The sequence below is a fragment of the Caballeronia telluris genome (genome assembly GCF_001544495.1).
GTDB classification, from domain to species: Bacteria; Pseudomonadota; Gammaproteobacteria; order Burkholderiales; family Burkholderiaceae; genus Caballeronia; species Caballeronia telluris.
On the sequence record NZ_FCNZ02000007.1, the window covers coordinates 34324 to 58185 of the forward strand.

At 64.4% G+C, this 23862-nt stretch carries 18 protein-coding genes and 1 tRNA gene; 8 read left to right on the forward strand and 11 right to left on the reverse strand.

Annotated features, from left to right (window positions below; all coding sequences use genetic code 11):
• Positions 1-96 precede the first annotated feature (96 nt).
• The 4 genes from lon to tig form a co-directional block, all read right to left on the reverse strand.
• The gene (gene lon / locus AWB66_RS10825) at positions 97-2526 is read right to left on the reverse strand and encodes an endopeptidase La (RefSeq protein WP_087630305.1); all 2430 of its coding nucleotides are present in this window, start codon (positions 2524-2526) and stop codon (positions 97-99) included.
• A gap of 189 nt (positions 2527-2715) precedes the next feature.
• Positions 2716-3987, reverse strand: coding sequence for an ATP-dependent Clp protease ATP-binding subunit ClpX (clpX, locus tag AWB66_RS10830; protein ID WP_062634039.1), 1272 nt, complete (start codon positions 3985-3987; stop codon positions 2716-2718).
• Positions 3988-4147: 160 nt separating this feature from the next.
• On the reverse strand, positions 4148-4801 hold the full coding sequence (gene clpP, locus AWB66_RS10835) for an ATP-dependent Clp endopeptidase proteolytic subunit ClpP (RefSeq protein WP_062634041.1): 654 nt from the start codon (positions 4799-4801) through the stop codon (positions 4148-4150).
• Between the two features lie 140 nt (positions 4802-4941).
• Positions 4942-6288 (reverse strand): trigger factor, encoded by a 1347-nt coding sequence (gene tig / locus AWB66_RS10840; RefSeq protein WP_087630306.1) that lies wholly within the window; start codon positions 6286-6288, stop codon positions 4942-4944.
• A gap of 463 nt (positions 6289-6751) precedes the next feature.
• Between tig and AWB66_RS10845 the strand changes: the two genes are divergently transcribed.
• Positions 6752-7897, forward strand: a complete 1146-nt coding sequence (locus tag AWB66_RS10845; RefSeq protein ID WP_087630307.1) for a glycerate kinase — start codon at positions 6752-6754, stop codon at positions 7895-7897.
• A gap of 57 nt (positions 7898-7954) precedes the next feature.
• On the opposite strand, the gene AWB66_RS10850 is transcribed toward AWB66_RS10845, so the two are convergent.
• The 3 genes from AWB66_RS10850 to AWB66_RS10860 all read right to left on the reverse strand — a co-directional run bounded on the left by AWB66_RS10850 (position 7955) and on the right by AWB66_RS10860 (position 12346).
• Positions 7955-9400, reverse strand: coding sequence for a PepSY-associated TM helix domain-containing protein (locus AWB66_RS10850; protein WP_087630308.1), 1446 nt, complete (start codon positions 9398-9400; stop codon positions 7955-7957).
• A 39-nt stretch (positions 9401-9439) separates the two neighbouring features.
• On the reverse strand, positions 9440-11815 hold the full coding sequence (locus AWB66_RS10855; protein WP_125469709.1) for a TonB-dependent receptor: 2376 nt from the start codon (positions 11813-11815) through the stop codon (positions 9440-9442).
• A gap of 81 nt (positions 11816-11896) precedes the next feature.
• Complete coding sequence (locus tag AWB66_RS10860) at positions 11897-12346, reverse strand: DUF2946 domain-containing protein (protein ID WP_087630309.1); 450 nt, start codon at positions 12344-12346, stop codon at positions 11897-11899.
• Between the two features lie 278 nt (positions 12347-12624).
• On the opposite strand from AWB66_RS10860, the gene AWB66_RS10865 reads away from it, so the two are divergent.
• Together AWB66_RS10865 and AWB66_RS10870 are read left to right on the forward strand one after the other, a co-directional pair.
• Positions 12625-12711, forward strand: a tRNA-Leu gene (locus tag AWB66_RS10865).
• A gap of 193 nt (positions 12712-12904) precedes the next feature.
• Positions 12905-13744: a squalene/phytoene synthase family protein gene (locus AWB66_RS10870; protein WP_087630310.1), complete on the forward strand. Its 840-nt coding sequence runs from the start codon at positions 12905-12907 to the stop codon at positions 13742-13744.
• 4 nt (positions 13745-13748) lie between these two features.
• Here the strand turns inward: AWB66_RS10870 and AWB66_RS10875 are convergent, their stop codons facing one another.
• Positions 13749-14759 (reverse strand): DUF1501 domain-containing protein, encoded by a 1011-nt coding sequence (locus AWB66_RS10875; RefSeq protein ID WP_200818967.1) that lies wholly within the window; start codon positions 14757-14759, stop codon positions 13749-13751.
• Between the two features lie 19 nt (positions 14760-14778).
• A complete protein-coding gene (locus AWB66_RS10880; RefSeq protein ID WP_235021086.1) occupies positions 14779-15240 on the reverse strand; it encodes a hypothetical protein in 462 nt (153 codons plus the stop codon).
• Between the two features lie 187 nt (positions 15241-15427).
• On the opposite strand from AWB66_RS10880, the gene ompR reads away from it, so the two are divergent.
• From ompR to AWB66_RS10900, 4 genes are all read left to right on the forward strand, one after another.
• Entirely contained in the window at positions 15428-16153 is a 726-nt protein-coding gene (ompR, locus tag AWB66_RS10885) for an osmolarity response regulator transcription factor OmpR (RefSeq protein ID WP_062634056.1), read from the forward strand.
• 52 nt (positions 16154-16205) lie between these two features.
• On the forward strand, positions 16206-17576 hold the full coding sequence (locus AWB66_RS10890) for an ATP-binding protein (protein ID WP_087630313.1): 1371 nt from the start codon (positions 16206-16208) through the stop codon (positions 17574-17576).
• Between the two features lie 211 nt (positions 17577-17787).
• A complete protein-coding gene (locus AWB66_RS10895; RefSeq protein ID WP_087630314.1) occupies positions 17788-18336 on the forward strand; it encodes a peroxiredoxin in 549 nt (182 codons plus the stop codon).
• Between the two features lie 108 nt (positions 18337-18444).
• The gene (locus AWB66_RS10900) at positions 18445-18969 is read left to right on the forward strand and encodes a carboxymuconolactone decarboxylase family protein (RefSeq protein WP_087630315.1); all 525 of its coding nucleotides are present in this window, start codon (positions 18445-18447) and stop codon (positions 18967-18969) included.
• A gap of 59 nt (positions 18970-19028) precedes the next feature.
• Here the strand turns inward: AWB66_RS10900 and ispF are convergent, their stop codons facing one another.
• Together ispF and ispD are read right to left on the reverse strand one after the other, a co-directional pair.
• Positions 19029-19520, reverse strand: a complete 492-nt coding sequence (gene ispF, locus AWB66_RS10905) for a 2-C-methyl-D-erythritol 2,4-cyclodiphosphate synthase (protein WP_087630316.1) — start codon at positions 19518-19520, stop codon at positions 19029-19031.
• 25 nt (positions 19521-19545) lie between these two features.
• Positions 19546-20262, reverse strand: a complete 717-nt coding sequence (gene ispD, locus AWB66_RS10910) for a 2-C-methyl-D-erythritol 4-phosphate cytidylyltransferase (RefSeq protein ID WP_087630317.1) — start codon at positions 20260-20262, stop codon at positions 19546-19548.
• 111 nt (positions 20263-20373) lie between these two features.
• On the opposite strand from ispD, the gene mfd reads away from it, so the two are divergent.
• Positions 20374-23847, forward strand: coding sequence for a transcription-repair coupling factor (gene mfd / locus AWB66_RS10915; RefSeq protein WP_087630318.1), 3474 nt, complete (start codon positions 20374-20376; stop codon positions 23845-23847).
• Positions 23848-23862 lie beyond the last annotated feature (15 nt).

Sequence of the window (23862 nt, forward strand, 5' to 3'; positions counted from 1 at the left end):
TTGTCGTCGAAAATAAAAAAAACCCGCGGGGATTCAAGTCCGCGGGTTTTTAGTCTTCGGCCAAGCAACACGTGTTGCTTGGCCGGTGTCGACGCCTCAATGCTTCACGAAGTCGCCCGCAGTGGGCGAATCCTTCTGCGCTTCGGCCGCGGCTGCGACCGGTGCCGGCTTCGGTTCCTCTTCAGGCAACGCCTCCGGCACGCGTTCGAGCGCCAGTTCGAGCACACGGTCGATCCAGCGGACCGGAATGATCTCGATGGCGTTCTTCACGTTGTCCGGAATGTCCGCGAGATCCTTCGTGTTTTCTTCCGGAATCAGCGCGAGCTTGATGCCGCCGCGATGCGCCGCCAGCAACTTCTCCTTCAACCCGCCGATCGGCAGCACTTCGCCGCGCAACGTGATTTCGCCGGTCATCGCCACGTCGGCCCGCACCGGGATGCCGGTGAGCACGGACACGAGCGCCGTCGTCATCGCGATACCGGCGGACGGACCGTCCTTCGGCGTTGCGCCTTCAGGCACGTGGATGTGGATGTCCTTCTTCTCGAAGGCTTCATCCGACACGCCCAGACGCCGCGAACGCGAGCGAACCACCGAGCGCGCCGCTTCGACCGATTCCTTCATCACGTCGCCGAGCGAGCCCGTGCGGATCACCGCGCCCTTGCCGGGCATCGACGCCGCTTCGATCGTCAGCAGATCGCCGCCGACTTCCGTCCATGCAAGGCCCGTCACCTGGCCGACCTGGTTTTCCTTGGCCGCCAGACCGAAGTCGTACTTGCGCACGCCGAGGAAGGTGTCGAGATTGCTGCCGTCGACCTTGACCGCGCCTTCTGCCTTCTTCAAGAGCAGCATCTTCACGACCTTGCGCGAGATCTTCGAAATTTCACGCTCAAGCGAACGCACGCCCGCTTCACGCGTGTAGTAACGAATGATGTCGCGGATGGCCTGTTCGGTCACATCGACTTCGCCGTCCTTCAGACCGTTGTTGCGCTTTTGCTTCGGCAGCAGGTAACGCTGCGCGATGCTGACCTTCTCGTCTTCGGTGTAACCCGAGAGACGGATGACCTCCATCCGGTCGAGCAGCGGCGGCGGAATGTTCAGCGAGTTCGACGTCGCGACGAACATCACATCCGACAGGTCGAAGTCGACTTCGATGTAGTGGTCGGCGAACGTGTGGTTCTGTTCGGGATCGAGCACTTCGAGTAAGGCCGAAGCCGGATCGCCGCGGAAATCCATGCCCATCTTGTCGACTTCGTCGAGCAGGAAGAGCGGATTGCGCACGCCGACTTTCGCGAGGCTTTGCAGGATCTTGCCCGGCATCGAACCGATATACGTGCGGCGGTGACCGCGAATCTCGGACTCGTCGTGCACGCCGCCCAACGCCATGCGCACGAACTTTCGGTTCGTGGCGCGCGCGATGGACTGCCCAAGCGAGGTCTTGCCGACGCCCGGAGGCCCGACGAGGCACAGGATCGGCGCCTTCACCTTCTCGACACGCTGTTGCACAGCGAGATATTCGAGAATCCGTTCCTTCACCTTTTCGAGTCCGAAGTGATCTTCGTCGAGCACGCGTTCCGCATTCGTGAGGTCGTTGTTGACCTTGCTCTTCTTGCGCCACGGCAGGCCGATCAGCGTGTCGATGTAGTTGCGCACGACGGTGGCTTCCGCCGACATCGGCGACATCAGCTTGAGCTTCTTCAGTTCGGCGTCGGCCTTCTTCTTGGCTTCCTTCGGCATGCGCGCGGCGGTGATGCGCTTCTCGAGTTCCTCGAGATCCGCGCCCTCTTCGCCTTCGCCCAGTTCCTTCTGGATGGCCTTGACCTGCTCGTTCAGGTAGTACTCGCGCTGGCTCTTTTCCATCTGGCGCTTCACGCGTCCGCGAATGCGCTTTTCGACCTGAAGGATGTCGATTTCGGCTTCGAGTTGCGCGAGCAGATGCTCGAGGCGCTCGATGACCGGGAACATCTCGAGGATGTGCTGCTTCTGGTCGAGCTTGAGCGGCAAATGCGCGGCGATGGTGTCAGCCAGACGACCCGCTTCGTCGATACCCGACAGCGACGTCAGGATCTCCGGCGGAATCTTCTTGTTGAGCTTCACGTACTGGTCGAACTGCGACACGATCGCGCGGCGCAGCGCTTCGGTTTCAGCGCTGTCGGCGTGGTCGGGTTCGAGCGGCATCACGTCGCACGAGAATTGGGTTTCCTGCTCTTCGATGGAGAGCGTTTTCGCGCGCTGAAGGCCTTCGACCAGCACTTTCACGGTGCCGTCGGGCAGCTTCAGCATCTGCAGGATGTTGGCGATACAGCCAACTTCGTACATGTCCTTTTCGGTCGGCTCGTCTTTCGCCGCCGTTTTCTGGGCGACGAGCATGATGTGCTTGCCGCCTTCCATCGCGGCTTCGAGCGCCTTGATCGACTTGGGCCGCCCGACGAAGAGCGGAATCACCATATGCGGGAAAACGACTACGTCGCGCAGCGGAAGCAGCGGGAGCGTAATGCGTTCCTGCGGGAGGAGTTGGGTTCCTGACATTTCATTTCCCCAGTAGTGGAATCAGTTCGTTCGTAAGTAAGGCCTGCGGACAACAAATACAAGCCTTCGCATGAGGGAAAAGTTCAGTTCGAAAAATTCGCGTCAGTAACGTCCACAAGATATCCGAAAAATAAACAAAAAGCCGTTCACGTTGCCATGAACGGCCTTTCGCCGACACACAGCCCAATCTCAGTTCGAGCCCGCTACCTTCGGTGCATCTTCATAGATGAGCAGGGGCTTGCCGTCGCCGTCGATCGTGTTGTCGTCGACAATGACCTTGCTCACGCCCTTCATCGTCGGCAACTCGTACATCACGTCCAGCAACGCCTGTTCCAGAATCGAACGCAGTCCGCGCGCGCCGGTCTTGCGGCGGATCGCCTTCTGCGCGATGGCCTGCAACGCCGCCGGACGGATTTCGAGTTCGACGCGTTCCATGTTGAAGAGCTTGTGATACTGCTTCACGAGCGCGTTCTTCGGCTCGATCAGAATTTTCACGAGCGCGGTTTCGTCGAGCTTGCCGAGCGTGGCGACCACCGGCAGACGGCCGATCAGTTCCGGAATCAGGCCGAACTTGATCAGATCTTCCGGTTCAACGTCGCGCAGCACTTCGCCCGCGTCGCGCTCCTGCTTGCTCTTCACGCTCGCGCCGAAACCGATGCCGGTCTTTTCCGTGCGGTCGGTAATGACTTTTTCGAGCCCGTCGAACGCGCCGCCGCAGACGAACAGGATGTTGGTCGTGTCGACCTGGATGAAATCCTGGTTCGGGTGCTTGCGCCCGCCTTGCGGCGGCACCGACGCCATCGTGCCTTCGATCAGCTTGAGCAGCGCCTGCTGGACGCCCTCGCCCGACACGTCGCGCGTGATGGACGGGTTATCCGACTTGCGGCTGATCTTGTCGATTTCGTCGATATAGACGATGCCGCGCTGCGCCTTGTCGACTTCATAATTGCAGTTTTGCAGCAGCTTCTGAATGATGTTCTCGACGTCTTCGCCGACGTAGCCGGCTTCCGTCAGCGTCGTCGCATCGGCGATGACGAACGGGACGTTCAACATGCGCGCAAGCGTCTGCGCAAGCAAGGTCTTGCCCGAGCCGGTCGGCCCGATCAGCAGGATGTTGCTCTTCGACAGCTCGATCTCGTCTTTCTTGTCGAGATGCTTGAGACGCTTGTAATGGTTGTACACGGCCACCGCGAGAATCTTCTTCGCGCGTTCCTGGCCGATCACGTACTGATTGAGAATATCGCTGATTTCCTGCGGGCTCGGCAGATCGGACTTCGAGAGTCCAGCTTCTTCCGCCGCGCCGGCTGCTTCGTCGCGAATGATCTCGTTGCACAAATCGATACATTCGTCGCAGATGAACACCGACGGGCCAGCAATGAGCTTCTTCACCTCATGCTGGCTCTTGCCGCAAAACGAGCAATACAACAGCTTTTCGCTGTTTGAACCTTTTTTGTCCGCCATAGATGTGTAAGCCTCCGGACACTCGATTACATAATACGCCCTTCGATCTCGTCACGCAGATACGGCCGGCGCGACAAGGAAAGGTCACTGGCGTTCTGCCGCAGGCGCTTCGGGCGGGCTGGCTTCGTTCGGAAGCCAGCGCGGTGTTGCTTGAAAATGCTCAGGGACGCTTGTGCAGGACCTGGTCGACGAGACCATAGGCTTGCGCGTCGTCGCCGGACATGAAGTTGTCGCGGTCGGTGTCGCGCGCGATGCGTTCGACCGGCTGACCCGTGTGATGCGACAACAACTGGTTCAGGCGTTCCTTCAGGTACAAAATTTCGCGCGCCTGAATTTCGATGTCCGATGCCTGACCGCGTGCGCCGCCGAGCGGCTGGTGAATCATCACGCGCGCGTTTGGCAGCGCGACGCGCTTGCCCTTCGCGCCGGCCGCCAGCAGGAACGCGCCCATGCTTGCAGCAAGACCCATGCACAGCGTCGCGACGTCGGGCTTCACGAACTGCATCGTGTCGTAGATCGCCATGCCGGCCGACACCGAACCGCCCGGGCTGTTGATGTAGAGGCTGATGTCCTTGTCCGGATTCTCGCTTTCGAGGAACAGCAACTGCGCGACGACGAGATTCGCCGTCTGGTCGTTCACTTCACCGACGAGGAACACCACGCGCTCTTTAAGCAGACGCGAGTAGATGTCATAGGCACGTTCGCCGCGGCCACTCGTTTCCACGACCATCGGAACGAGGCCGAGCGCCTGGGCTTCGAAATCCCGCGGCGCATTCGAGGCAAGTGTGTCGAGCAATTGAGCGCGAAAGGTCATGCAATTTCCTTGGTTCGTATAGGGATACTGGACCACACGAGAACATTCAGCGGAACAACGGCATCCGCTCGCACAAACTTTAATGCAAAAAAGGCGTGCGGGCCGTCACGCCGACGACCCGCACGCCCCTGGATGCCGCTTTAGGCTTGCGCCGTTGCGCTCGCCAGTTCCTCGAAGCTGACTTCCTTGTCGGTCACCTTGGCCCGGCCGAGCACGAAATCGACGACATTGCTTTCGACCACGTACGCTTCCATCTCGGACAGGCGCTGCTGGTTCGAATAATACCAGCGGACGACTTCCTTCGGGTCTTCGTAGCTTTTGGCGAACTCGTCTACTTCCGCGCGGATCTGTTCCGGCTTCGCGTGCAGTTCATTCGACTTCACCAGCTCTGCAAGAACGAGGCCCAGCTTCACGCGGCGCTCGGCCTGCTCGGCGAACATTTCGGCCGGGATCGGCGCGTCCGCTGCGTTCGGCACGCCGCGCTGCTGCAGGTCCTGGCGCGCCATCTCGACGAGACGTTCCTGATCTTGCTCGATCAGCGCCTTCGGCACGTCGAGTTCGGAGATCTTGAGGAGCGCGTCCATCACCTGGTTCTTCACGATCTGCTGCGTGCGGCGCTTCGCTTCGCGCTCGAGGTTGTCCTTGATTTCGGCGCGCATCTTCGACAGATCGCCGTCTTCGATGCCGAGCGACTTCGCGAATTCGCCGTCGATTTCCGGCAGGTGCGGCCACTCGATCTTCTTCATCGTGATCGTAAATTGCGCCGTCTTGCCCGCCACGTCCTTGCCGTGATAGTCCTCGGGGAACGTCAGGTCGAATTCGCGCGATTCGCCGACCGCGAGGCCGAGCGCCGCCTTTTCGAATTCCGGCAGCATGCGGCCTTCGCCGAGCACGAACGAGAAATCTTCGGCGCTGCCGCCCTGGAACACTTCGCCGTCGATCTTGCCGACGAAGTCCATCGTCACGCGGTCGCCGTCCTTGGCCGCGGCTTCACCGCCGCCGTCGCCGTGCTCGCCCGCTTCGCCGCGCACGTGGTAGTGCACGCGCTGCATGCGCAGGATGTCCAGCGTGCGGTCGATTTCGGCTTCCGAGATGGTCGTGACCGTGCGCTCGATTTCGGCCGTCGCGACGTCGCCCAGCTTCACTTCCGGATAGACCTCGAAGGTCGCGTCGAACGCGTAGGCGTCGGCCGGCGCTTCGTCGCCCTTCGGCGCGAAGCTCGGCTGGCCCGCGACGCGCAGGTTTTCAGCGCGCGTCACGTCGAAAAACTCCTTGCCGACCTTGTCGCTCAGCACTTCGGCTTCAACCTGGCCCTGGTACTGCTGCGTCACCATCTTGAGCGGCACCTTGCCCGGGCGGAAACCCGGCATGCGCACGTTCTTCGCCAACTGGCGGATACGCGAATCCACTTCCTTCTGCACGGTGTCCTTCGGCAGGGAGATGGTCACGCGGCGTTCGAGCTTGCCGAGGTTTTCAACGTTAGCCATGGCTTCTTTCGTCCTAGAGTAATTCGGGTATTCGGGTTCGTTTGACGGGTGTGTCTGGTCTGTGGCTGGTTCGTACCGCCCCGTGCCCGGCGCCGCGCACCGGGAGCGCTCGCGCGCTGCGTGTTCCGGTGTCCGGGCTGCCGCCGACGCGTTACGAGTCAACAGAGCCCAACATTTTAGCAAACAATTCGACAGGCCCGCCGCGTTTGCCCGCTGGATGCATAAATTGGAGCGTTTCCGGCCCGATTTCGGCGTTATTCCGCGTTTCTGAAGCTCGAAACCGCGCGCACAATGCCGGCTATCGCAGCGACGCTATTTTGCACGGCGCGACGCGCTGATAAGCTTGGCCCGCGCGACGCGCATCCGCTTTCGGCCGCCGGGCCACGCGGGGAGCGCATGCAGCAAGCGAAGTACATGCGTCCTCGCCGCGCGTTTTTCAATCCATTCCAATACCCGAGACACCATGCCAAACGCCATGTCCGCACCTGTCGTCGTCATCGCTCCCGATTCCTTCAAAGGCTCGCTCAGCGCCGAACAGGTGGCGAACGCCATCGCGACGGGCGTGCGCCGCGCCCGCGCGGACGCCGTCGTGCGCATCTGTCCGATGGCCGATGGCGGCGAAGGCACGCTCGACGCCATGCTCGCGGCAGGCGGCGAGCGCCGCATGCTGGACGTGCGCGGCGCCGCGGGCGACCGGCGTCAGGCGGCGACGGGCCTGCTCGGCGACGGCAGCGCGATTCTGGAGACGGCGGAAGTCGTCGGCATCACGGACCCGGACGGCATGGCCGTGCCCGTCACCGAGCGCGACACGCGCGGCATGGGCGAGGCGATCCGCGCGCTGCTCGACCTGGGCGCGCGACGCTTCTATGTGGCGCTTGGCGGCAGCAGCACCAACGACGGCGGCGCCGGTCTCCTGGTCGGCCTGGGCCTCAAGCTCTTCGACGCGAATGGCAATGAACTCGCTCCCACGCCGTCGTCGCTGCCGAAGATCGCCCGCATCGACGCCTCCGGGCTCGATGCGCGCCTTGCGGACGCGGAATTCATCGGCATGTCGGACGTCGACAATCCGCTCACCGGCGAACACGGCGCGACCGCGATCTTCGGGCCGCAGAAAGGCGTCGAAGCGGCGCAGGTGAAGGACGTCGATGCCGCCCTCGCCCATTTCGCCGATCTGCTCGAACCGGCGCTCGCACGCACCGCGCGCGACAATCCGGGCGCGGGCGCGGCGGGCGGCCTCGGCTTTGCGCTGCACATGCTGGGCGCGCAGTTCGAGCCGGGCGCGGAAGTCGTCGCGCGCAAGATCGGGCTCGATGCGGCGCTCGAGGGCGCGAGCTGGCTCATCACCGGCGAAGGACGCTCGGACGTGCAGACGCTGCACGGCAAGGCGCCCTTCATCGCGTGCAAGCATGCGCGGGTCGCGAACATCGAGACGACGCTGATGTCGGGCGGCATCGATCCGGCGGCGCTACCGCGTCTGTCCGAGTTCTTCAGCGGATGCTTCTCGCCGGCGCCGGGCCCGATCACGCTCGAAGTCGCGATCCGCGATGCCGCGACGCTGCTCACGAACGAAGCCGAGCAGCTCACGCGTCTGAAGTTCGGGGTGCGGTAAAGCGGGCGCGGACGTTCGCTCACCGGAATTCGCCGCGTGCGCGCCATCGTGACCCGCTCACGATGGCGCGCGTTGCACCCGCCCGAACACGAGCCGGTCCGACACCCACACGATCAGCATCGTCAAGCCCATGAGCGGGAAGACCAGCCCGAGCATCGTCAGACCGCTCTTCCACGCACGCATCGGCAGGCGTCGCGCGGGGCGCGCCGGCGCGCCGAGCGCGCGTTGCGGACGGCGCTTCCACCACATCACGAAACCGGTCAGCGCCATCGCGGCGAGCCCGAACGAAATCGCCGCGCAGACGAACTGGTTCGCGAGCCCGAAATAGCGCCCCATGTGCAGCGACGTCCCGAACGAGATCCATTGGGCGACGCGGCCGTAGTCGTCGTAGGCGATGTCGGCCAGCACCTTGCCGCTGTACTGATCGACGTGCAGCGTGCGCTCGTCGCGCGGATCGGCGGGAAAGGACGACACCGTATAGACGCCATTCGCCGACGTCGGCAGCGCAATGCTGTAGCCGTCGCTCACGCCTTTCGCCGACGCGATCGCGACCACCGCGTCGAGCGACATGCGCCCAGCGCCCGGCTCGGGCGCGGCGGTGTCCGGCACCGGCGTGAGGCCGACGGCCCACGGCGTCTGCGCGAGCGGCAGGTCGTCCATCTTCATGCCGGACATGCCCGCGTGCGCGTGGGCATCGTCGGGGGCTTCGGCGCTCGCCGACGGCTTCTCCGAATGCACGTGAGCCTCGCCCCAGGCGCCCTTCGGATAGCCGAGTTGCGCCGATGTCGCGAGCGCCTTGAACTGCTTGCCCCACGAACCGGACCACGGCAGCCCGCTCAGCACGAAGAACAACGCGCCCGCCGCAAGCCAGATTCCGCCGACCGCGTGGATGTCGCGCCACCACGCGCGCCCGCGAAGCGTGAGGCGCGGCGTCCAGACGCCGCCCTTCTGGCCGCCGCTTTGGCCGCCCTTTTGGCGCGCGTTCGGCCACCACAGCGCGATGCCGGTCCCGATCATCACGAGCGTCCAGCAGCCCGCGAGCTCCATCACGAGTTCGCCGATCTTGCCGAGCATCAGTCCGCGATGCAGGTCGCGAATCTGCTTCATCGCGCGATGCTCGACGGAGAGCGTGCCGAGTACCGCGCCCGTGTATGGATTCACGTAGACGCTTTCGCTCTCGCCCGAGGGCAGGCGAAAGACGAACTCCGCGCTGCGGCGCGGATCGGAGTCGATCTGTGCGGTGCTCGGCACGGCGTTGCGCGGCTCGCTCGCGGCGGCTTTCGCGAGCAGAACGTCTCGCGGCAGGCGAGGCACGGCTTGCGCCTCGACGATCATCCGGTCGCGATACAGCAGCGGTTCGATCTGCGGCTGAAAGCAGTAGAGCGTGCCGGTGATCGCGAGCACGATCAGAAGCGGCATCACGAAGAGTCCCGCGTAGAAATGCCAGCGCCACAAGGTCCGATGCTGATCGGCCGCGACGTTCACAGTGTTGCTTGGTTGCATGGGCGTATCCCCAGGAATGAGTGACTGACGGCCTCGGGCTCAGATGCCGATGCGCCCTTCGAGATAGAAGGTCCGTCCGGCATACGGATGGAACACGTAGTAACGATGGTCGAAGAGATTGTCGACACCGATTCCGATCTCCGTCTTCCTGGTCGGCCGGTAGGTGAACTTCGTGTCGACGACCGCGTAGGTGCTCGTCCCGCCGTATGTATTGGGATTGACGTCCGTGTTGGTCAGCGTGTTGTACTGGCGGCCGGAGTAGCGCGCGGCGAGCGTCACCGCGGCCTTCTCGGTGGCGCGATACGTCGCGACGACGTTCGCGCGCCAGAGCGGTATGCGATAGAAATACTTCCCGACCGACGCCGGATTGCCGCTGTTCGCGATGATCTTCGACTGCGTGTAGGCGACGCTCGCCGCGAGGTCGAGCCCACGCAGCAGCACGTCCTGCCCTTCGTAGCTCGTCTCGATGCCGCGCGAGCGCACCTTGTCGATGTTCTGGAAGTTCGTGACGTTCGGAATGACGGTCGTATTGGTCTGGCTGAAAATGGTGTTCTTCACGTCGTCCTGGAACAGCGTAAAGCGATACAGGCCATTGCCGTGCTGCCACTCCGCGGTCAGCTCCTTCGAGAGATCGTTCTCGGGCTGCAGGTTCGGGTTGTTGTTGACGATCGAGATGCCGTTGACCTGCCCCTGAAACAGCTCGCCGACCGTCGGAAAGCGATAGGCGCGGCCGATCGACGCACGCAGCAGAAGGTTCGACGTGACATCGAACGACAGCGATGCCTTCGGCGACCAGTGGCTCTCGCTGGCATCGCCGTAAGCGAGCGACGTCGCGCCGAGCGAGCGCTTGCCGTCATACGCGTTCCAGTTCTCGTAGCGCGCGCCGTAAGTGAGCCGCCAGCGCGGCAAAAAGCGCCACGAATCCTGCACATACGTGGCCTGGGTCTGCGTGCGGCCGCCAAAGGCATTCGCAAACGACCCGTTGCCGCCGTCGCGCCAGGCGGCGGTGTTGTAAGTCGTGTTGTCGAGGAAGTAGTTGTCGTAGTGGTAGCCGAACGAGACCCAGTGCGCGGCGAGTCCCGCGTCGGGCGAAGGCGGCGTCCACGTTGCGCGCAGGTCGAGCGACTTCCAGCCGGCGCCGTCGCCGTACGCGATCGTGCCCGGGCCGTCGCCCGGCACGCCCGAACTCGCCGTGCGCGCGATGCTCTGCGTCACGTCGAAATAGGATGCGACGGCCTCGCCGTTCCAGCCGGTTTCATTGCGCGTCCGAAGCGACAGTCCATAGAGAACGTTCTCGCTCGACCCCGCGCTCGGCGCGAACGCCGCGGCCGGCACGTTGTACTCGAACCCGCCGATATTCACGAGCCCGCTGTACACCGGATTGCCGTTCGCGTCGCGCAGGAAGGTCTGCGTGTCGCTGTTGTACTTCTGGTGCCAGTAGCCAAGCGTGAACCCCGCCTGCAGCGTCGGCGTGAGATCGTAGGCAAGCCTCATCCTCAACTGGTCCTGGAACGTGCGCTCGATCCCTTCCGCCGACACGCCGAGCACCGCCGTGCGCGCATTGTTCTGGTCGTTGTAGAAATACGCGCCGGTCACGGGCCGGTCGACCGGCTTCACGGCGGTCGTCGATTGCGGGAGCGTCGCGAACTGCAGCGGCTGGCTCGTGTTCTCCAGATGATCGACGCCGATCAGATACGAGAACCGCCCGATCTTGTCGCCGATGGTCGCCGAACTGTTCGTGCCGTTGAAGCTGCGGTTCACGCCGAACAGGTCGAAGTGCTGCGTGTAGCCCTGCACTTTCGCGTCGGCCTGGAACTGCGTCGGCATGCGCGTCGTGATCGCGACCGTCGCGCCGATCGAGTTGCCCGGATACAGCGCCGAATACGGGCCGTAGAACACATCGGTGCGGTCGATGTCGTCGGCGAAGACCATCGACCACCGCGGCGCAAAGGTGAACGTGTTGCCGAGAAAGTTGCTGAGCAGGAGGCCGTCGGCGTAGACGAGACCGCGCGCTGTCTGCGCGTTGCTCGTGCCGCGCACGGCGATCGTCGAATTGACATCGCCGATGAAGCGCTTGCGCACCGCCATGTTCGGCGCGTACTTGAGGACGTCCTCGGGCGTGACGACGTTCCAGTACTGGAATTGGTCGGCCGTGACGGTCGTGACGCTCGCCGGGAGATTCGGATCGAGCGGCGGCCGCGACGCGGCGGCCGTCACGACGACCGGAGCGAGCATGGCGGCTTCGCCATCGGCGGGAGTTGGCGGCGCATCGGCCGCGGATGCGGCATACGCCGCCTGCGCCATCAGCGAGAGAGGAAGCCAGGCGTGCGGCAGGCGCACGCGGGCGGACGTGCGCGAACGCACGGCGGCGCGGCAGCCGGATGGCTGCCGCGCTCGCCTGAATAAGTCGAGCATCGCAAAATCCTGAAGAGGTGAACGCGGGATCGGCCGGGCGCGAAGACGCGCCGGCATGGCGATCCGGACGAGTGACGGACTTCAGGAAACGACGGGAGGCGCGCGCGCACGCGCGGCGTTGAAGGACTTGGTGTGGACGGCTGGCGCATCGGCCGCGACGGCGACGCGCGTGACGCGCTCGACGCGCTCGGCGGGCGGCAAGGCGCCCGGCAAGAGCGGCAGGTTGTGGGCGAGCAGCCCGCAATACGAGCAGGCATCGAAATGATCGGCCGCCGATGCATGGTGGCTGTCCGGCGCGGCGGCCTGGGCGGCGTGATGCGCACCGTGATGGTGTTCGCCCTCGTCATCCTGCGCGGCGAGCGCGGTGGAGGCGAGCGTCGACGCGAATTCGGCCGAGCATATTGCCGCTTGTGCGTCGGCGGCGCCGGAGCGCGCGACGATCGTCTGGCTCACGACCGGCGCGACAATAGCAAGCCACATGGCGGCAATGCCGAGCCATGCAACGATGCGATTGCGCGAGGTGCGGGTCATGGATTGCCTGAGCAATATCGAGACGAGAATTGTAGGCAGGTCGCAAGTCAGGCGCAATCGGCGGCGGTAAATGCCGTGTATTGGGCGCGACGGGCCGCACCGGAAGACCGTCCGGGCGCGACGGTGCGTCGGTCGGGACGGTTCCCATGATGCAGACATCGCAGATCGAATCGGTTAGAATCTTGCGCTTGGCGCGGCGGGCGCGCGCTTCTTTCAGGCGTCCGTGCAAGCCCCGACAGAGCGGAAACGCGCGTTCATTGCGGCGCGCGGATCAGGCGGCGAGGATGGCGAAATTGGTAGACGCACCAGGTTTAGGTCCTGACGCCAGCAATGGTGTAGGGGTTCGAGTCCCCTTCCTCGCACCATCACTGTGGTTGCAGCGCAGTGATGACATCGCAAAGTAAAAACCCGTGACGCCCGGCGCCGTGCTCCAGCATCGGGCGCCATGAAAAAAGCCATTGATGTTCAATGGCTTTTTTTACTCGGGCCGACCGTTCCGGACATGCATCCCCAGTGACGCATGCAAAGAGAACAGGCCACCCCACTACGCCGACTCCAGTGAACTTCGACGACTACTGCCAGCAAAAGGCCGCTCCCGATGGCTCCAGCACGTACTACGCGCTGCGCCGCGCGCCGGCCGCGAGCCAGCCGTTCCTGACCGCGCTCTACGCGCTGCGTCGCGAACTGGAGGAAACCGTCAAGGAAACCAGCGATCCCACCATCGGCCGCACGAAGCACGCGTGGTGGCAAAAGGAACTCGCGAGCCTGTTCGGCGGCGAGCCGTCGCATCCGGTCACCAAGGCGCTCGCCGCGCACGGCGGCCGTTCGAATCCGGCGCTGGACGAAGCAGGCCGCGCGTCGTTGCAGGCGCTCGTCGACGGCTTCGGCATGGACCTCGATCAGGCGCGCTATCTCGACTGGCCCGGCCTCGCCCGCTATCTCGGCCAGACGGGCGGCGCGTTCGCCGTCGTGGTGGCGCGCGTGAACGCCCGCGACGCGGCACGGGCCGCCGTCTGGGCCGCGCCGCTCGGCTCGGCGCTGATGCTGGCCGAGCGCGTACTGGAACTCGGCGACGATGCGCGCCACGGCCGCATCTACATTCCGATCGACGAGTTGCAGCGCTTTGGCGTGACGGCCGCCGACCTCATCAACCGCAAATACAGCGACGACTTCACCGCGCTGATGCGCTTTCAGGTCGACCGGGCGCGCAAGTCGCTGAACGACGCGCTCGCTGCGATTCCGCCGGGCGAGCGCGCAGGCCAGCGGCTCCTGCGCGCGCAGGCGGCGCTCGCGCTCGCGGCGCTCGACGAAGTCGAACGCGAAAACTTCCAGGTGCTGCATCAGCGCATCGCGCTCACGCCGATCCGCAAGCTGTGGATCAGCTGGCGCACGCGCTGACCATTCACGCGACGATCAACGGCAACGGTTCGAAGCGCTGTTGCAGGATCGCGCTGGCATCGAGACCGAGCCACGCGCCGAGCACGGTCGCATAGAGCCGGCGAAAGTCGACCGCGACCGGCAGGTTGCCGTTGCCGTCGATGCGCGCGAGTGCCGGCATCGCGCCGTACAGCCCTCCGCGCACGCGGCCGCCCGCGAGAAAATGCGGCGCCGCGCTGCCGTGGTCCGTTCCGCCGGTTTGATTCTCGCGGGCGCCGCGTCCGAACTCCGAACACGTCATGATGAGCGACTCGTCCCAGCGCCCGAGCGAGACGAGCGCCCGACGCATCGCAACGAGCCCGTCCGACAGTTCTCCCAGCAACGCGGCATGCCGAAGCGCCTGGTTCTGATGCGCGTCGAAGCCGTTGAGCGTCAGGCGCAGCACGGTGATCTCGCGACTCGATTCGACCGTGGCGAGCATGCGCATCGCCGTATCGACCGATGCGGCGAACGACGGCGCGGCCACATGCCGCATCGGGCCGCCTTTTGTCGAGTTCTTCGCGAACGGTCCGGCCTCGACGCTGCCGATGGCGATCGTCTCGGCGCGCGGCGAACCGCCGAGCGCGCGCGCGAGCCAGCCGTCGCGCAGATATTGATCGGCGTGCGATGCGGTGTCCCAGATTTCCGTCGAGCGGAAGTGCGATAGATTCGGCTGCGCGTAACCGACGCCCTGCACGACCGCCAGCCGTCCGTCGCGCCAGAGCGGCATCAGCGATTCGGTGGCGGGATGAAGCGCGGTGCGCTCGTCGAGTTGCAGCAGGCGGTCGCGCGAGAGACCGAGCGTCGGGCGCAGCGTGCGATAGAGCGGATCCGCGAACGGGACGACCGTATTGAGGCCATCGTTGCCGCCCTTCAGTTCGACGATGACGAGCGTCTTGCCCGGTTTTTTTCCTGTCGACGCCTGTGCCGCGTCGACCCATGCGCCGGATGCGCATACGGCAACGCCGCTTATCGAAAGGAACTGGCGCCGGTTCACCGCGGACCGCCGGGCGGGCTCACCGCTTGTAGAGATCGCGGACCGCTTCCTCGATATGCTGCCGCAACAGACGTCTTTCGTCGGCGGTCATGACGGCATGACGGGGGGGCCGCGCGGGCGGGTCGGTCTGCTGGACGGTTTGCATCGACGCGGGCTTCGGCGGATCGCTGCTGCGACCGCCGGCCTGATTCTTGCCCATGTTCTGGCGCGCGCGAATGATGCGGCCGTCGTAACGATTGGGCGGCGCGGTCACGGTGCGGTCTGACACGGCGGCGTCGCGGGTCGAATTCCACGAGGTCTGCGCGTAGACGGGCGCCGCGACGGGGGGCATGGTCAGTGCGCCGTAAAGCGCGCTAGCGAGTAGCGTCTTCTTGGTGATGCGCTCGGGGCGCACAGGTACGCGCTGACGCGCTCCCTTCATGTTCTTCCCTTCATTGCTCGACAAGCGGACAGTTCTCAGGCTCTTTTGCGCGAGCGGCACGGCCTTCTGTGCAGCGCCGACGCAGGGCGTTGGTCTAATGAAGTATCTACCGAATGGCGGGCTTAGGTAAAGGAGTGTACGCACAGAACCAAAATGGCGTGCCACAGTCCCCGTAAATTTTGTAACCAACTGTTACACTGGAATTGTTACAAACTCGGCCCCTTTCTAATCGCGCTAAGATGCCGCCATGGAAACCAAAAATCCTTCAAAAATACTCGTAGTCGACGACGATCCGCGCCTGCGCGACCTGCTTCGGCGCTATCTCGGCGAGCAGGGCTTCAACGTCTATGTGGCGGAGAACGCGCCTTCGATGAACAAGCTCTGGGTGCGCGAGCGTTTTGACCTGCTCGTGCTCGACCTGATGCTTCCCGGGGAAGACGGCCTCTCGATCTGCCGGCGTCTGCGCGGCAGCAACGACCGCACGCCGATCATCATGCTCACCGCAAAGGGCGAAGACGTCGATCGCATCGTTGGCCTGGAGATGGGCGCCGACGACTACCTGCCGAAGCCCTTCAATCCGCGCGAACTCGTTGCGCGCATTCATGCGGTGCTGCGTCGCCAGTCGCCGTCGGAACTGCCGGGCGCGCCTTCGGAAACCACCGAGGTGTTCGAATTCGGCGAATTCGCGCTGAATCTCGCGACGCGCACGCTCACGAAGAACGGTCAGGAAATTCCGCTCACCACGGGCGAGTTCTCGGTGCTTAAGGTATTCGCACGGCATCCGCGCCAGCCGCTCTCGCGTGAAAAGCTGATGGAACTCGCGCGAGGCCGTGAATACGAAGTGTTCGACCGCAGTCTCGACGTGCAGATCTCGCGCCTGAGAAAGCTGATCGAACCCGATCCGAGCAGCCCGCGCTTCATCCAGACCGTGTGGGGCCTCGGCTACGTCTTCATCCCAGACGGCGCCGCGTAAGGCGTCCCGAATCAAGTTTCGTGACCCTCTCCGGGCAGGACCAGAAAGACTCATGCGCATCGACAGGCGGCTACTGACGCTCGCGTTCGGCGGCCTGTTCTGGCGGACCTTTGCGCTGATCGCACTGTTGATCGCGGTCAGCCTCGCCGCCTGGTTTCAGAGCTTTCGCGTCATCGAGCGGGAGCCGCGCGCGCAGCGCGTGGCCCTGCAGCTCGTCGCGGTCGTCAAACTTACCCGCACCGCCCTCCTTTATTCCGATCCCGATCTGCGCCGCGCCCTGCTGCAGGATCTGGAAAGCAATGAAGGCGTGCGCGTGTACCCGCGCGAAACCACCGACCGATACAAGCTCCAGCCGGACGAATCGCTCAACCGGCTGATCGAGCGCAACGTGCGCGGGCGGCTCGGCAACGAGACGATCATCGCGCAGTCGGTCAACGACATCCCGGGCGTCTGGATCAGCTTCAAGATCGACGACGACGACTACTGGGTCGCGCTCGACCGCGATCAGCTCGATTCCGTCACCGGCCTGCAATGGGCTGGCTGGGGCATCTTCGCGCTCGCGCTGTCGCTGTTCGGCGCGGCGTTCATCACGAGTCTCGTGAACCGGCCGTTCGCGCGGCTCGCGCTCGCCGCGCGCAAGGTCGGCTCGGGGCAATCGCCCGAACCGCTGCCCGAGCGCGGCATGGGCGTCGCCGCCGAAACCAATCGCAGCTTCAACCAGATGGTGCAGGACCTCGAACAGCTCGAAGCCGACCGCGCGCTGATGCTCGCGGGCATCTCGCACGACCTGCGCACGCCGCTCGCGCGCCTGCGGCTCGAAACCGAAATGAGTCCGTCCGACGAAACCACCAAGCTCGCGATGATCGACGACATCGAACAGATGGACATGATCATCGGGCGCTTCCTCGACTACGCGCGGCCGATGCAGCGCATGCCGGAAGCCGTCGACCTGTCGATGATCGCAGGCGAACTCGCCGCGCGTTTTCACGCGGACGAAGGCGTCGTGCTGAAGACGGACTTCGCGCAAGGCGCGATGATCGAAGGCGATCCGACGGACGCGCGCCGCGTGATCGGCAATTTGCTGGAGAACGCGCGCAAGTACGGCCGCAGCGAACACGATGACATCGCGCGCATCAGGCTGGAGACGCATGTGACACATGGACGCGTCGAGCTTACCGTGATGGACGAAGGCCGCGGCATCCCCGACGATCAGATCGCGCTCATCACGCGCCCGTTCTATCGCGTCGATACCGCGCGCACGCAGGCAAGCGGCACCGGCCTCGGCATGGCGATCGTGCAGCGGCTCGTCACGCGCCAACGCGGCACGCTGCGGTTACGGAACCGTTTGCCAGGTCCCGGGTTCGAAGTCACCATCGACTTCCCCGTCATCAGGGGCGGCAAATTCGATGCGCAACGGGACTAGCCGGAAGAGCGCAATCAGGGCCGAGAACTATCGCGCCGTTCGCCAAAAGCTATCCGATGCGTTAGTTAAAATCTATTGAATTAGTTAGTTAATAGAGGTATAGTGGAGTTCGTGTGACGGCAGCGGCAAGCGCTTCGGGCGTGATGTCATGCTGACGTTACGGCGATCTGGTAATTTGGTTTGTCCTTCCAACGAACACAGGAGTAGTCATATGAAGACCGTGGGCGATAAAGTCGAAGCGTTTACCGTCACCGCTGCAAAGCCGGGTTTCAACCATCACGAAGAAAACGGCCAGTCGGCGTTCGAAGAGATCACCGAGCAGTCGTTCCCGGGCAAGTGGAAGATCATCTATTTCTACCCGAAGGACTTCACGTTTGTCTGCCCGACCGAAATCGTCGAATTCGGCAAGCTCGCCAATGACTTCGCCGACCGCGACGCCGTCCTGCTCGGCGGCAGCGTCGATAACGAATTCGTGAAGCTCGCGTGGCGCCGTGAGCACAAGGACCTGAACAAGCTGAACCACTACGCGTTCGGCGACGTGAAGGGCGAGCTGATCGACCAGCTCGGCGTGCGCGACAAGGAAGCAGGCGTCGCCCTGCGCGCGACGTTCATCGTCGACCCGGACAACGTCATTCAGCACGTTTCGGTGAACAACCTGAACGTCGGCCGCAATCCGGAAGAAGTGCTGCGTATCCTCGACGGCCTGCAAACGGACGAACTCTGCCCGTGCAACCGCGCTGTCGGCGGTACGACGCTCTAAGCGTCCGCACGCGTCACGCGCGTTCGACGGCGTGACGCCCGGCCCGCTATGCTTGTCCAGTCGATGAGCCAGCGGGCTTTTTTATCGGCATTCGAATAGGAGAAATCAATGGAATTCTTGTCTTCGATTAAAGAACTGATTCCCGATTATGCGAAGGACATTCGCCTGAACGTCGACGGCACGATCGCGCGCTCGTCGCTGGAAGGCAACGACGCGGTCGGCGTCGCGCTGGCGGCCGCCTATGCCGCGAAAGCGACGAAGATCGTGACCACGATCCGCTCGGCGGGCGTGCTGTCGCCGGAAGAGACGAACGCCGCGCTGACCGCCGCCGCGTTGATGGGCATGAACAACGTCTGGTATCCGTACCTCGAAATGGCCGGCAACGCCGAGCTGAAAACCCAGCCCGCCGGCCTGCGCATGAACGCGTACGCGTCGCATGGCGGCGTCGACAAGCGGCGTTTCGAGATGTACGCGCTCGCCGCGTCGATCATCGGCAAGTGCCACTTCTGCGTGAAGTCGCACTACGAGAATCTGGTCGCGGAAGGCATGAGCACGACGCAGTTGCGCGACGTCGGCCGCATTGCGGCGGTGATCAACGCCGCGGCGCTCGCCATCGAAGCCGAAGCGAAGTAAGCCGTTCGCGCGCCGGAAATGCAAAAACGCCACGTTGAAGAACGTGGCGTTTGCGTTTCTCAGCGGTCGATCGACGTCCTGCGCAACAAAACGGCCGCCTGCGCCTCGATGCCCTCGCCGCGTCCGAGATAGCCGAGCTTTTCGTTGGTCTTCGCCTTCACGTTCACGCGATCGAGCGGCAGATCGAGGTCCGCCGCGATGTTCGCGCGCATGCCGTCGATGTGGGGCGCAAGTTTCGGCGCCTGCGCGATCACGGTGGAATCGACGTTGGCGATCGCGAAACCCGCCTCCGACACGCGCCGGAACGCCTCGCGCAACAGCGAGCGGCTGTCGGCGCCGGCGAATTCCTTCGCGGTGTCCGGAAAATGCCGGCCGATGTCGCCCATCGACGCCGCGCCGAACAGCGCGTCGGTGATCGCGTGCAGGAGCACGTCGGCGTCGGAATGGCCGAGCAGGCCGCGCTCGTAGGGAATCGTCACGCCGCCGATGATGAGCGCGCGCCCTTCCACCAGCTGGTGAACGTCGTAGCCCTGTCCGATTCTGAAATCCATCGATAAAACCCTGCTGTAAAAGAGATTAGGACGCGGCGCCGAGCATCGCCGCGGCGAGCGCGAAGTCTTCCGGATACGTGACCTTGAAGTTGCGCAGGCTGCCCAGGACGAGCCGCGGCGCATGGCCGAGCCATTCGATCGCGCTCGCTTCGTCGGTGAGATCGTGGCCGTCCTGCTGCGCGCGCTTAATCGCGTCGCGCAGCATGCCGAGCCGGAACATCTGCGGCGTCTGGGCCTGCCACAGGCCGTTGCGCGACTCCGTGCGGGCGATGCGCCCTTCTTCGTGTGCCGCGCCTTCGGCCTCGATGCGCTTTAAGGTATCCGCGACGGGCAGCGCCAGAATGCCGCCGACCGCGTCGTCCTTCAGCTCGCCGACCAACCTGCGGATCATGTCCGGCGTGATGCCGGGGCGCGCCGCGTCGTGGACGAGCACCCAGTCGTCGTCCTTCGCGCCGAAGCCCGCGAGCGCCTGAAGCCCGTTGAATACCGACGCCTGCCGCGATGCCCCGCCGCAGCGCTGCACCGCGAAACGCAGGCCGGCAAAGCGGCGGGCATCGAAATGGCTATCGTCGGGAGCGAGCACGACGAGCGTCTGCGAAAATTCGGAGCACGCATCGAAGGCAGCCAGCGTATGACCCAGCATCGGGCGGCTGCCGACGGTCTGGTATTGCTTCGGCATCGGCGCGCCCGAGCGGCTGCCGGTGCCGGCGCACGGAATCAGGGCATAAAGGCGTGCAGTCACGAGTGGGAAATGTTGCCGAGTCAAAGTGAAGCTCGGATTTTATAATAGGTCCTTCGCGACCACGCCGGTCCCGTGCGCACTTTCGCGCACGAACGGTTCCCCGCACACCTTATGTCTTCAAAAGCCGTCACTTCGCAGTCCACTTCTCCCGTCGCCCTCGTCAAGGCCGGCCAGCGCTTCGTGTTCAATGGCGCCGTCGGGTCGTCCGACGCGCTCGCCATCGCGCGCTATCACGTGGCCTACCGCGAACAGGTGCCGCTTCTGACCGTGCTCTGCGCAAGCGCCGTCGATGCACAACGCCTCGCGGCCGAAATTCCCTATTTCGCGCCCGACGCGCGCGTGCGCCTCCTGCCCGACTGGGAAACGCTGCCTTACGACACGTTTTCGCCACACCAGGATCTCGTCTCCGAACGGCTCGCGACGCTGCACGATCTGGGCGAAGGCCGCTGCGACATCCTCCTCGTGCCCGCGACCACCGCGCTCTACCGGATGCCGCCCGCGTCGTTTCTCGCGGCCTACACGTTTTCGTTCACGCAGGGCGAGCGGCTGAACGAGGCGAAGCTGAAGGCGCAACTGACGCTCGCGGGTTACGAGCACGTGAGCCAGGTCGTGCGTCCGGGCGAATACTGCGTGCGCGGCTCGCTGCTGGACCTCTTTCCGATGGGCTCGCCGCTGCCGTACCGGATCGACTTGTTCGACGACCAGGTCGACTCGATCCGCGCGTTCGATCCCGACACGCAGCGCAGTCTTTATCCGGTGCGCGACGTGCGCCTGTTGCCGGGCCGCGAATTTCCCTTCGACGAAGCCGCGCGCACCGCGTTTCGCAGCCGCTGGCGCGAGATATTCGAGGGCGATCCGAGCCGCTCGTCGATCTACAAGGACATCGGTAACGGCGTGCCGTCGGCGGGCATCGAATACTACCTGCCGCTCTTTTTCGACGAAACCGCGACGCTCTTCCACTACCTGCCCGAAGGCGCGCAACTGGTGTTCGTCGGCGACATGGACGCGTCGATCAAGCGCTTCACCAACGACACGAAGCAGCGCTACAACTTTCTCTCGCACGACCGCGAGCGGCCGCTGCTGGAACCGCACCGCCTCTTTCTCACCGACGACGATTTCTTCGCGTTCGCGAAGCCCTTCGCGCAGCTCAAGTTCCCGGCCGTGCCCGAAGGCGGCTGGGCGACGCCGCTGCCGGGCCTCGCGATCGACCGTCATGCCGACGAGCCGCTCGCCGCGCTGCGCCACTATCTCGATCAGACGCCGAACCGCGTGATGCTCGTCGCGGAATCGGCGGGACGTCGGGAGACGATCCAGCAACTGCTCGCCGACAACGGCGTGCGCGGCGCCTCCGACGACACCTTCCAGCAATGGCTCGCCGGCGACGCGAAGTTCTCGCTCGGCGTCGCGCCGCTCGCGAACGGCTTCGTGTTGCCGGGCGAGGAACTGGCGATCGTCACCGAGACGGAACTGTACGGCCCGCTCGCGCGCCGCGCGGGGCGCCGCCGGCAGGAACAGGCGAGCAATGTCGATTCGATGGTGCGCGACCTCTCGGAGCTGAAGCTCGGCGATCCGGTCGTGCACATGCAGCATGGCATCGGACGCTACATGGGACTCGTGTCGATGGACCTCGGCGAAGGCGAGACCGAGTTCCTGCATCTCGAATACCAGAACGAAAGCAAGCTCTACGTGCCGGTCGCGCAACTGCACGTGATCTCGCGCTACAGCGGCGCGGACCCCGACAGCGCGCCCCTGCACGCGCTCGGCTCCGGCCAGTGGGACAAGGCGAAGCGCAAAGCCGCGCAGCAGATCCGCGATACCGCCGCCGAACTGCTCAATCTGTACGCACGGCGCGCGGCGCGCTCGGGCTACGCGTTCAAGCTCGAACCGCGCGACTACACCAAGTTCGCGGAAAGCTTCGGCTTCGAGGAAACGCCCGACCAGGCCGCCGCGATCACCGCGGTCATCGGCGACATGACGAGCGGCAAGCCGATGGACCGCCTCGTGTGCGGCGACGTCGGCTTCGGCAAGACGGAAGTCGCGTTGCGCGCGGCGTTCATCGCGGTGATGGCGGGCAAGCAGGTCGCGATTCTTTCGCCGACCACGCTGCTCGCCGAACAGCACACGCAGACCTTCTCCGACCGCTTCTCCGACTGGCCCGTGCGCATCGCGGAACTGTCGCGCTTCAAGAGCACGAAGGAAGTCTCGGCGTCGATCGCGGCGATCAACGAAGGCACCATCGACATCGTCATCGGGACGCACAAGCTGCTGTCGTCCGACGTGCAGTTCAAGCGGCTCGGACTCGTGATCATCGACGAGGAACATCGCTTCGGCGTGCGGCAGAAGGAAGCGCTGAAGGCGTTGCGCGCGGAAGTCGATGTGCTCACGCTCACCGCGACGCCGATTCCGCGCACGCTCGGCATGGCGCTCGAAGGCCTGCGCGACTTCTCCGTGATCGCGACCGCGCCGCAAAAGCGCCTCGCGATCAAGACCTTCGTGCGGCGCGAGGAAGATGGCGTGATCCGCGAGGCGATGCTCCGCGAATTGAAGCGCGGCGGCCAAGTGTATTTCCTGCACAACGAGGTGGAGACGATCGAGAATCGCCGCGCGATGCTCGAAGCGCTCGTGCCCGAGGCGCGCATCGCGGTCGCACACGGACAGATGCACGAGCGCGAGCTGGAGCGCGTGATGCGCGATTTTGTCGGCCAGCGCGCGAACGTTTTGCTTTGCACGACGATCATCGAGACCGGCATCGACGTGCCGAGCGCCAATACCATTCTTCTGCATCGCGCCGACAAGTTCGGGCTTGCGCAGTTGCATCAGTTGCGCGGGCGCGTCGGGCGTTCGCACCATCAGGCCTACGCTTACCTGCTCGTGCATGATCCGGCCGTGCTCACGAAGCAGGCGCAGCGGCGGCTCGAAGCGATCCAGCAGATGGAGGAACTCGGCTCGGGCTTCTATCTGGCGATGCACGACCTGGAGATTCGCGGCACGGGCGAAGTGCTCGGCGACAAGCAGTCGGGCGAGATCCACGAGATCGGCTTCCAGCTCTACACCGACATGCTGAACGACGCGGTCAAGGCGCTGAAGGAAGGCCGCGAGCCCGATCTCACGGCGCCGCTCGCTGCGACCACCGAGATCAACCTGCACGCGCCCGCGATCCTGCCCGCCGATTATTGCGGCGACGTGCAGGAGCGGCTCTCGCTCTACAAGCGGCTCGCGAACTGCGGATCGAGCGATTCGATCGACGGCATTCTCGAAGAGCTCGTCGACCGCTTCGGCAAGCTGCCGCCGCAAGCGCATGCGCTCGTCGAAACGCATCGCTTGCGACTGGCGGCGAAGCCTTTGGGCATCTCGAAGATCGACGCTGGCGAGCAGGTGATCGGGCTGCAGTTCATCCCGAATCCGCCCGTCGACGCGATGCGCATCATCGAGATGGTGCAGAAGCACAAGCACATCAAGCTCGCCGGGCAGGACAAGCTGAGGATCGAGACGCGCAGCCCGGATCTTTCGGTGCGGATCGCGACGGTGAAGGAGACGCTGCGGGCGCTCGGCGCGCCGGTGAAGCAGGCGGCGCCTGCGCGGTAGGGTTCGGGCGTCCGT

What these genes read in the sequence shown, in the direction of transcription:
- lon (WP_087630305.1), bottom strand. Translation starts at nt 2,526, where the DNA reads ATGTCAGGAACCCAACTCCTCCCGCAGGAACGCATTACGCTCCCGCTG.
- clpX (WP_062634039.1), bottom strand. Translation starts at nt 3,987, where the DNA reads ATGGCGGACAAAAAAGGTTCAAACAGCGAAAAGCTGTTGTATTGCTCG.
- clpP (WP_062634041.1), bottom strand. Translation starts at nt 4,801, where the DNA reads ATGACCTTTCGCGCTCAATTGCTCGACACACTTGCCTCGAATGCGCCG.
- tig (WP_087630306.1), bottom strand. Translation starts at nt 6,288, where the DNA reads ATGGCTAACGTTGAAAACCTCGGCAAGCTCGAACGCCGCGTGACCATC.
- AWB66_RS10845 (WP_087630307.1), top strand. Translation starts at nt 6,752, where the DNA reads ATGCCAAACGCCATGTCCGCACCTGTCGTCGTCATCGCTCCCGATTCC.
- AWB66_RS10850 (WP_087630308.1), bottom strand. Translation starts at nt 9,400, where the DNA reads ATGCAACCAAGCAACACTGTGAACGTCGCGGCCGATCAGCATCGGACC.
- AWB66_RS10855 (WP_125469709.1), bottom strand. Translation starts at nt 11,815, where the DNA reads ATGCTCGACTTATTCAGGCGAGCGCGGCAGCCATCCGGCTGCCGCGCC.
- AWB66_RS10860 (WP_087630309.1), bottom strand. Translation starts at nt 12,346, where the DNA reads ATGACCCGCACCTCGCGCAATCGCATCGTTGCATGGCTCGGCATTGCC.
- ompR (WP_062634056.1), top strand. Translation starts at nt 15,428, where the DNA reads ATGGAAACCAAAAATCCTTCAAAAATACTCGTAGTCGACGACGATCCG.
- AWB66_RS10890 (WP_087630313.1), top strand. Translation starts at nt 16,206, where the DNA reads ATGCGCATCGACAGGCGGCTACTGACGCTCGCGTTCGGCGGCCTGTTC.
- AWB66_RS10895 (WP_087630314.1), top strand. Translation starts at nt 17,788, where the DNA reads ATGAAGACCGTGGGCGATAAAGTCGAAGCGTTTACCGTCACCGCTGCA.
- AWB66_RS10900 (WP_087630315.1), top strand. Translation starts at nt 18,445, where the DNA reads ATGGAATTCTTGTCTTCGATTAAAGAACTGATTCCCGATTATGCGAAG.
- ispF (WP_087630316.1), bottom strand. Translation starts at nt 19,520, where the DNA reads ATGGATTTCAGAATCGGACAGGGCTACGACGTTCACCAGCTGGTGGAA.
- mfd (WP_087630318.1), top strand. Translation starts at nt 20,374, where the DNA reads ATGTCTTCAAAAGCCGTCACTTCGCAGTCCACTTCTCCCGTCGCCCTC.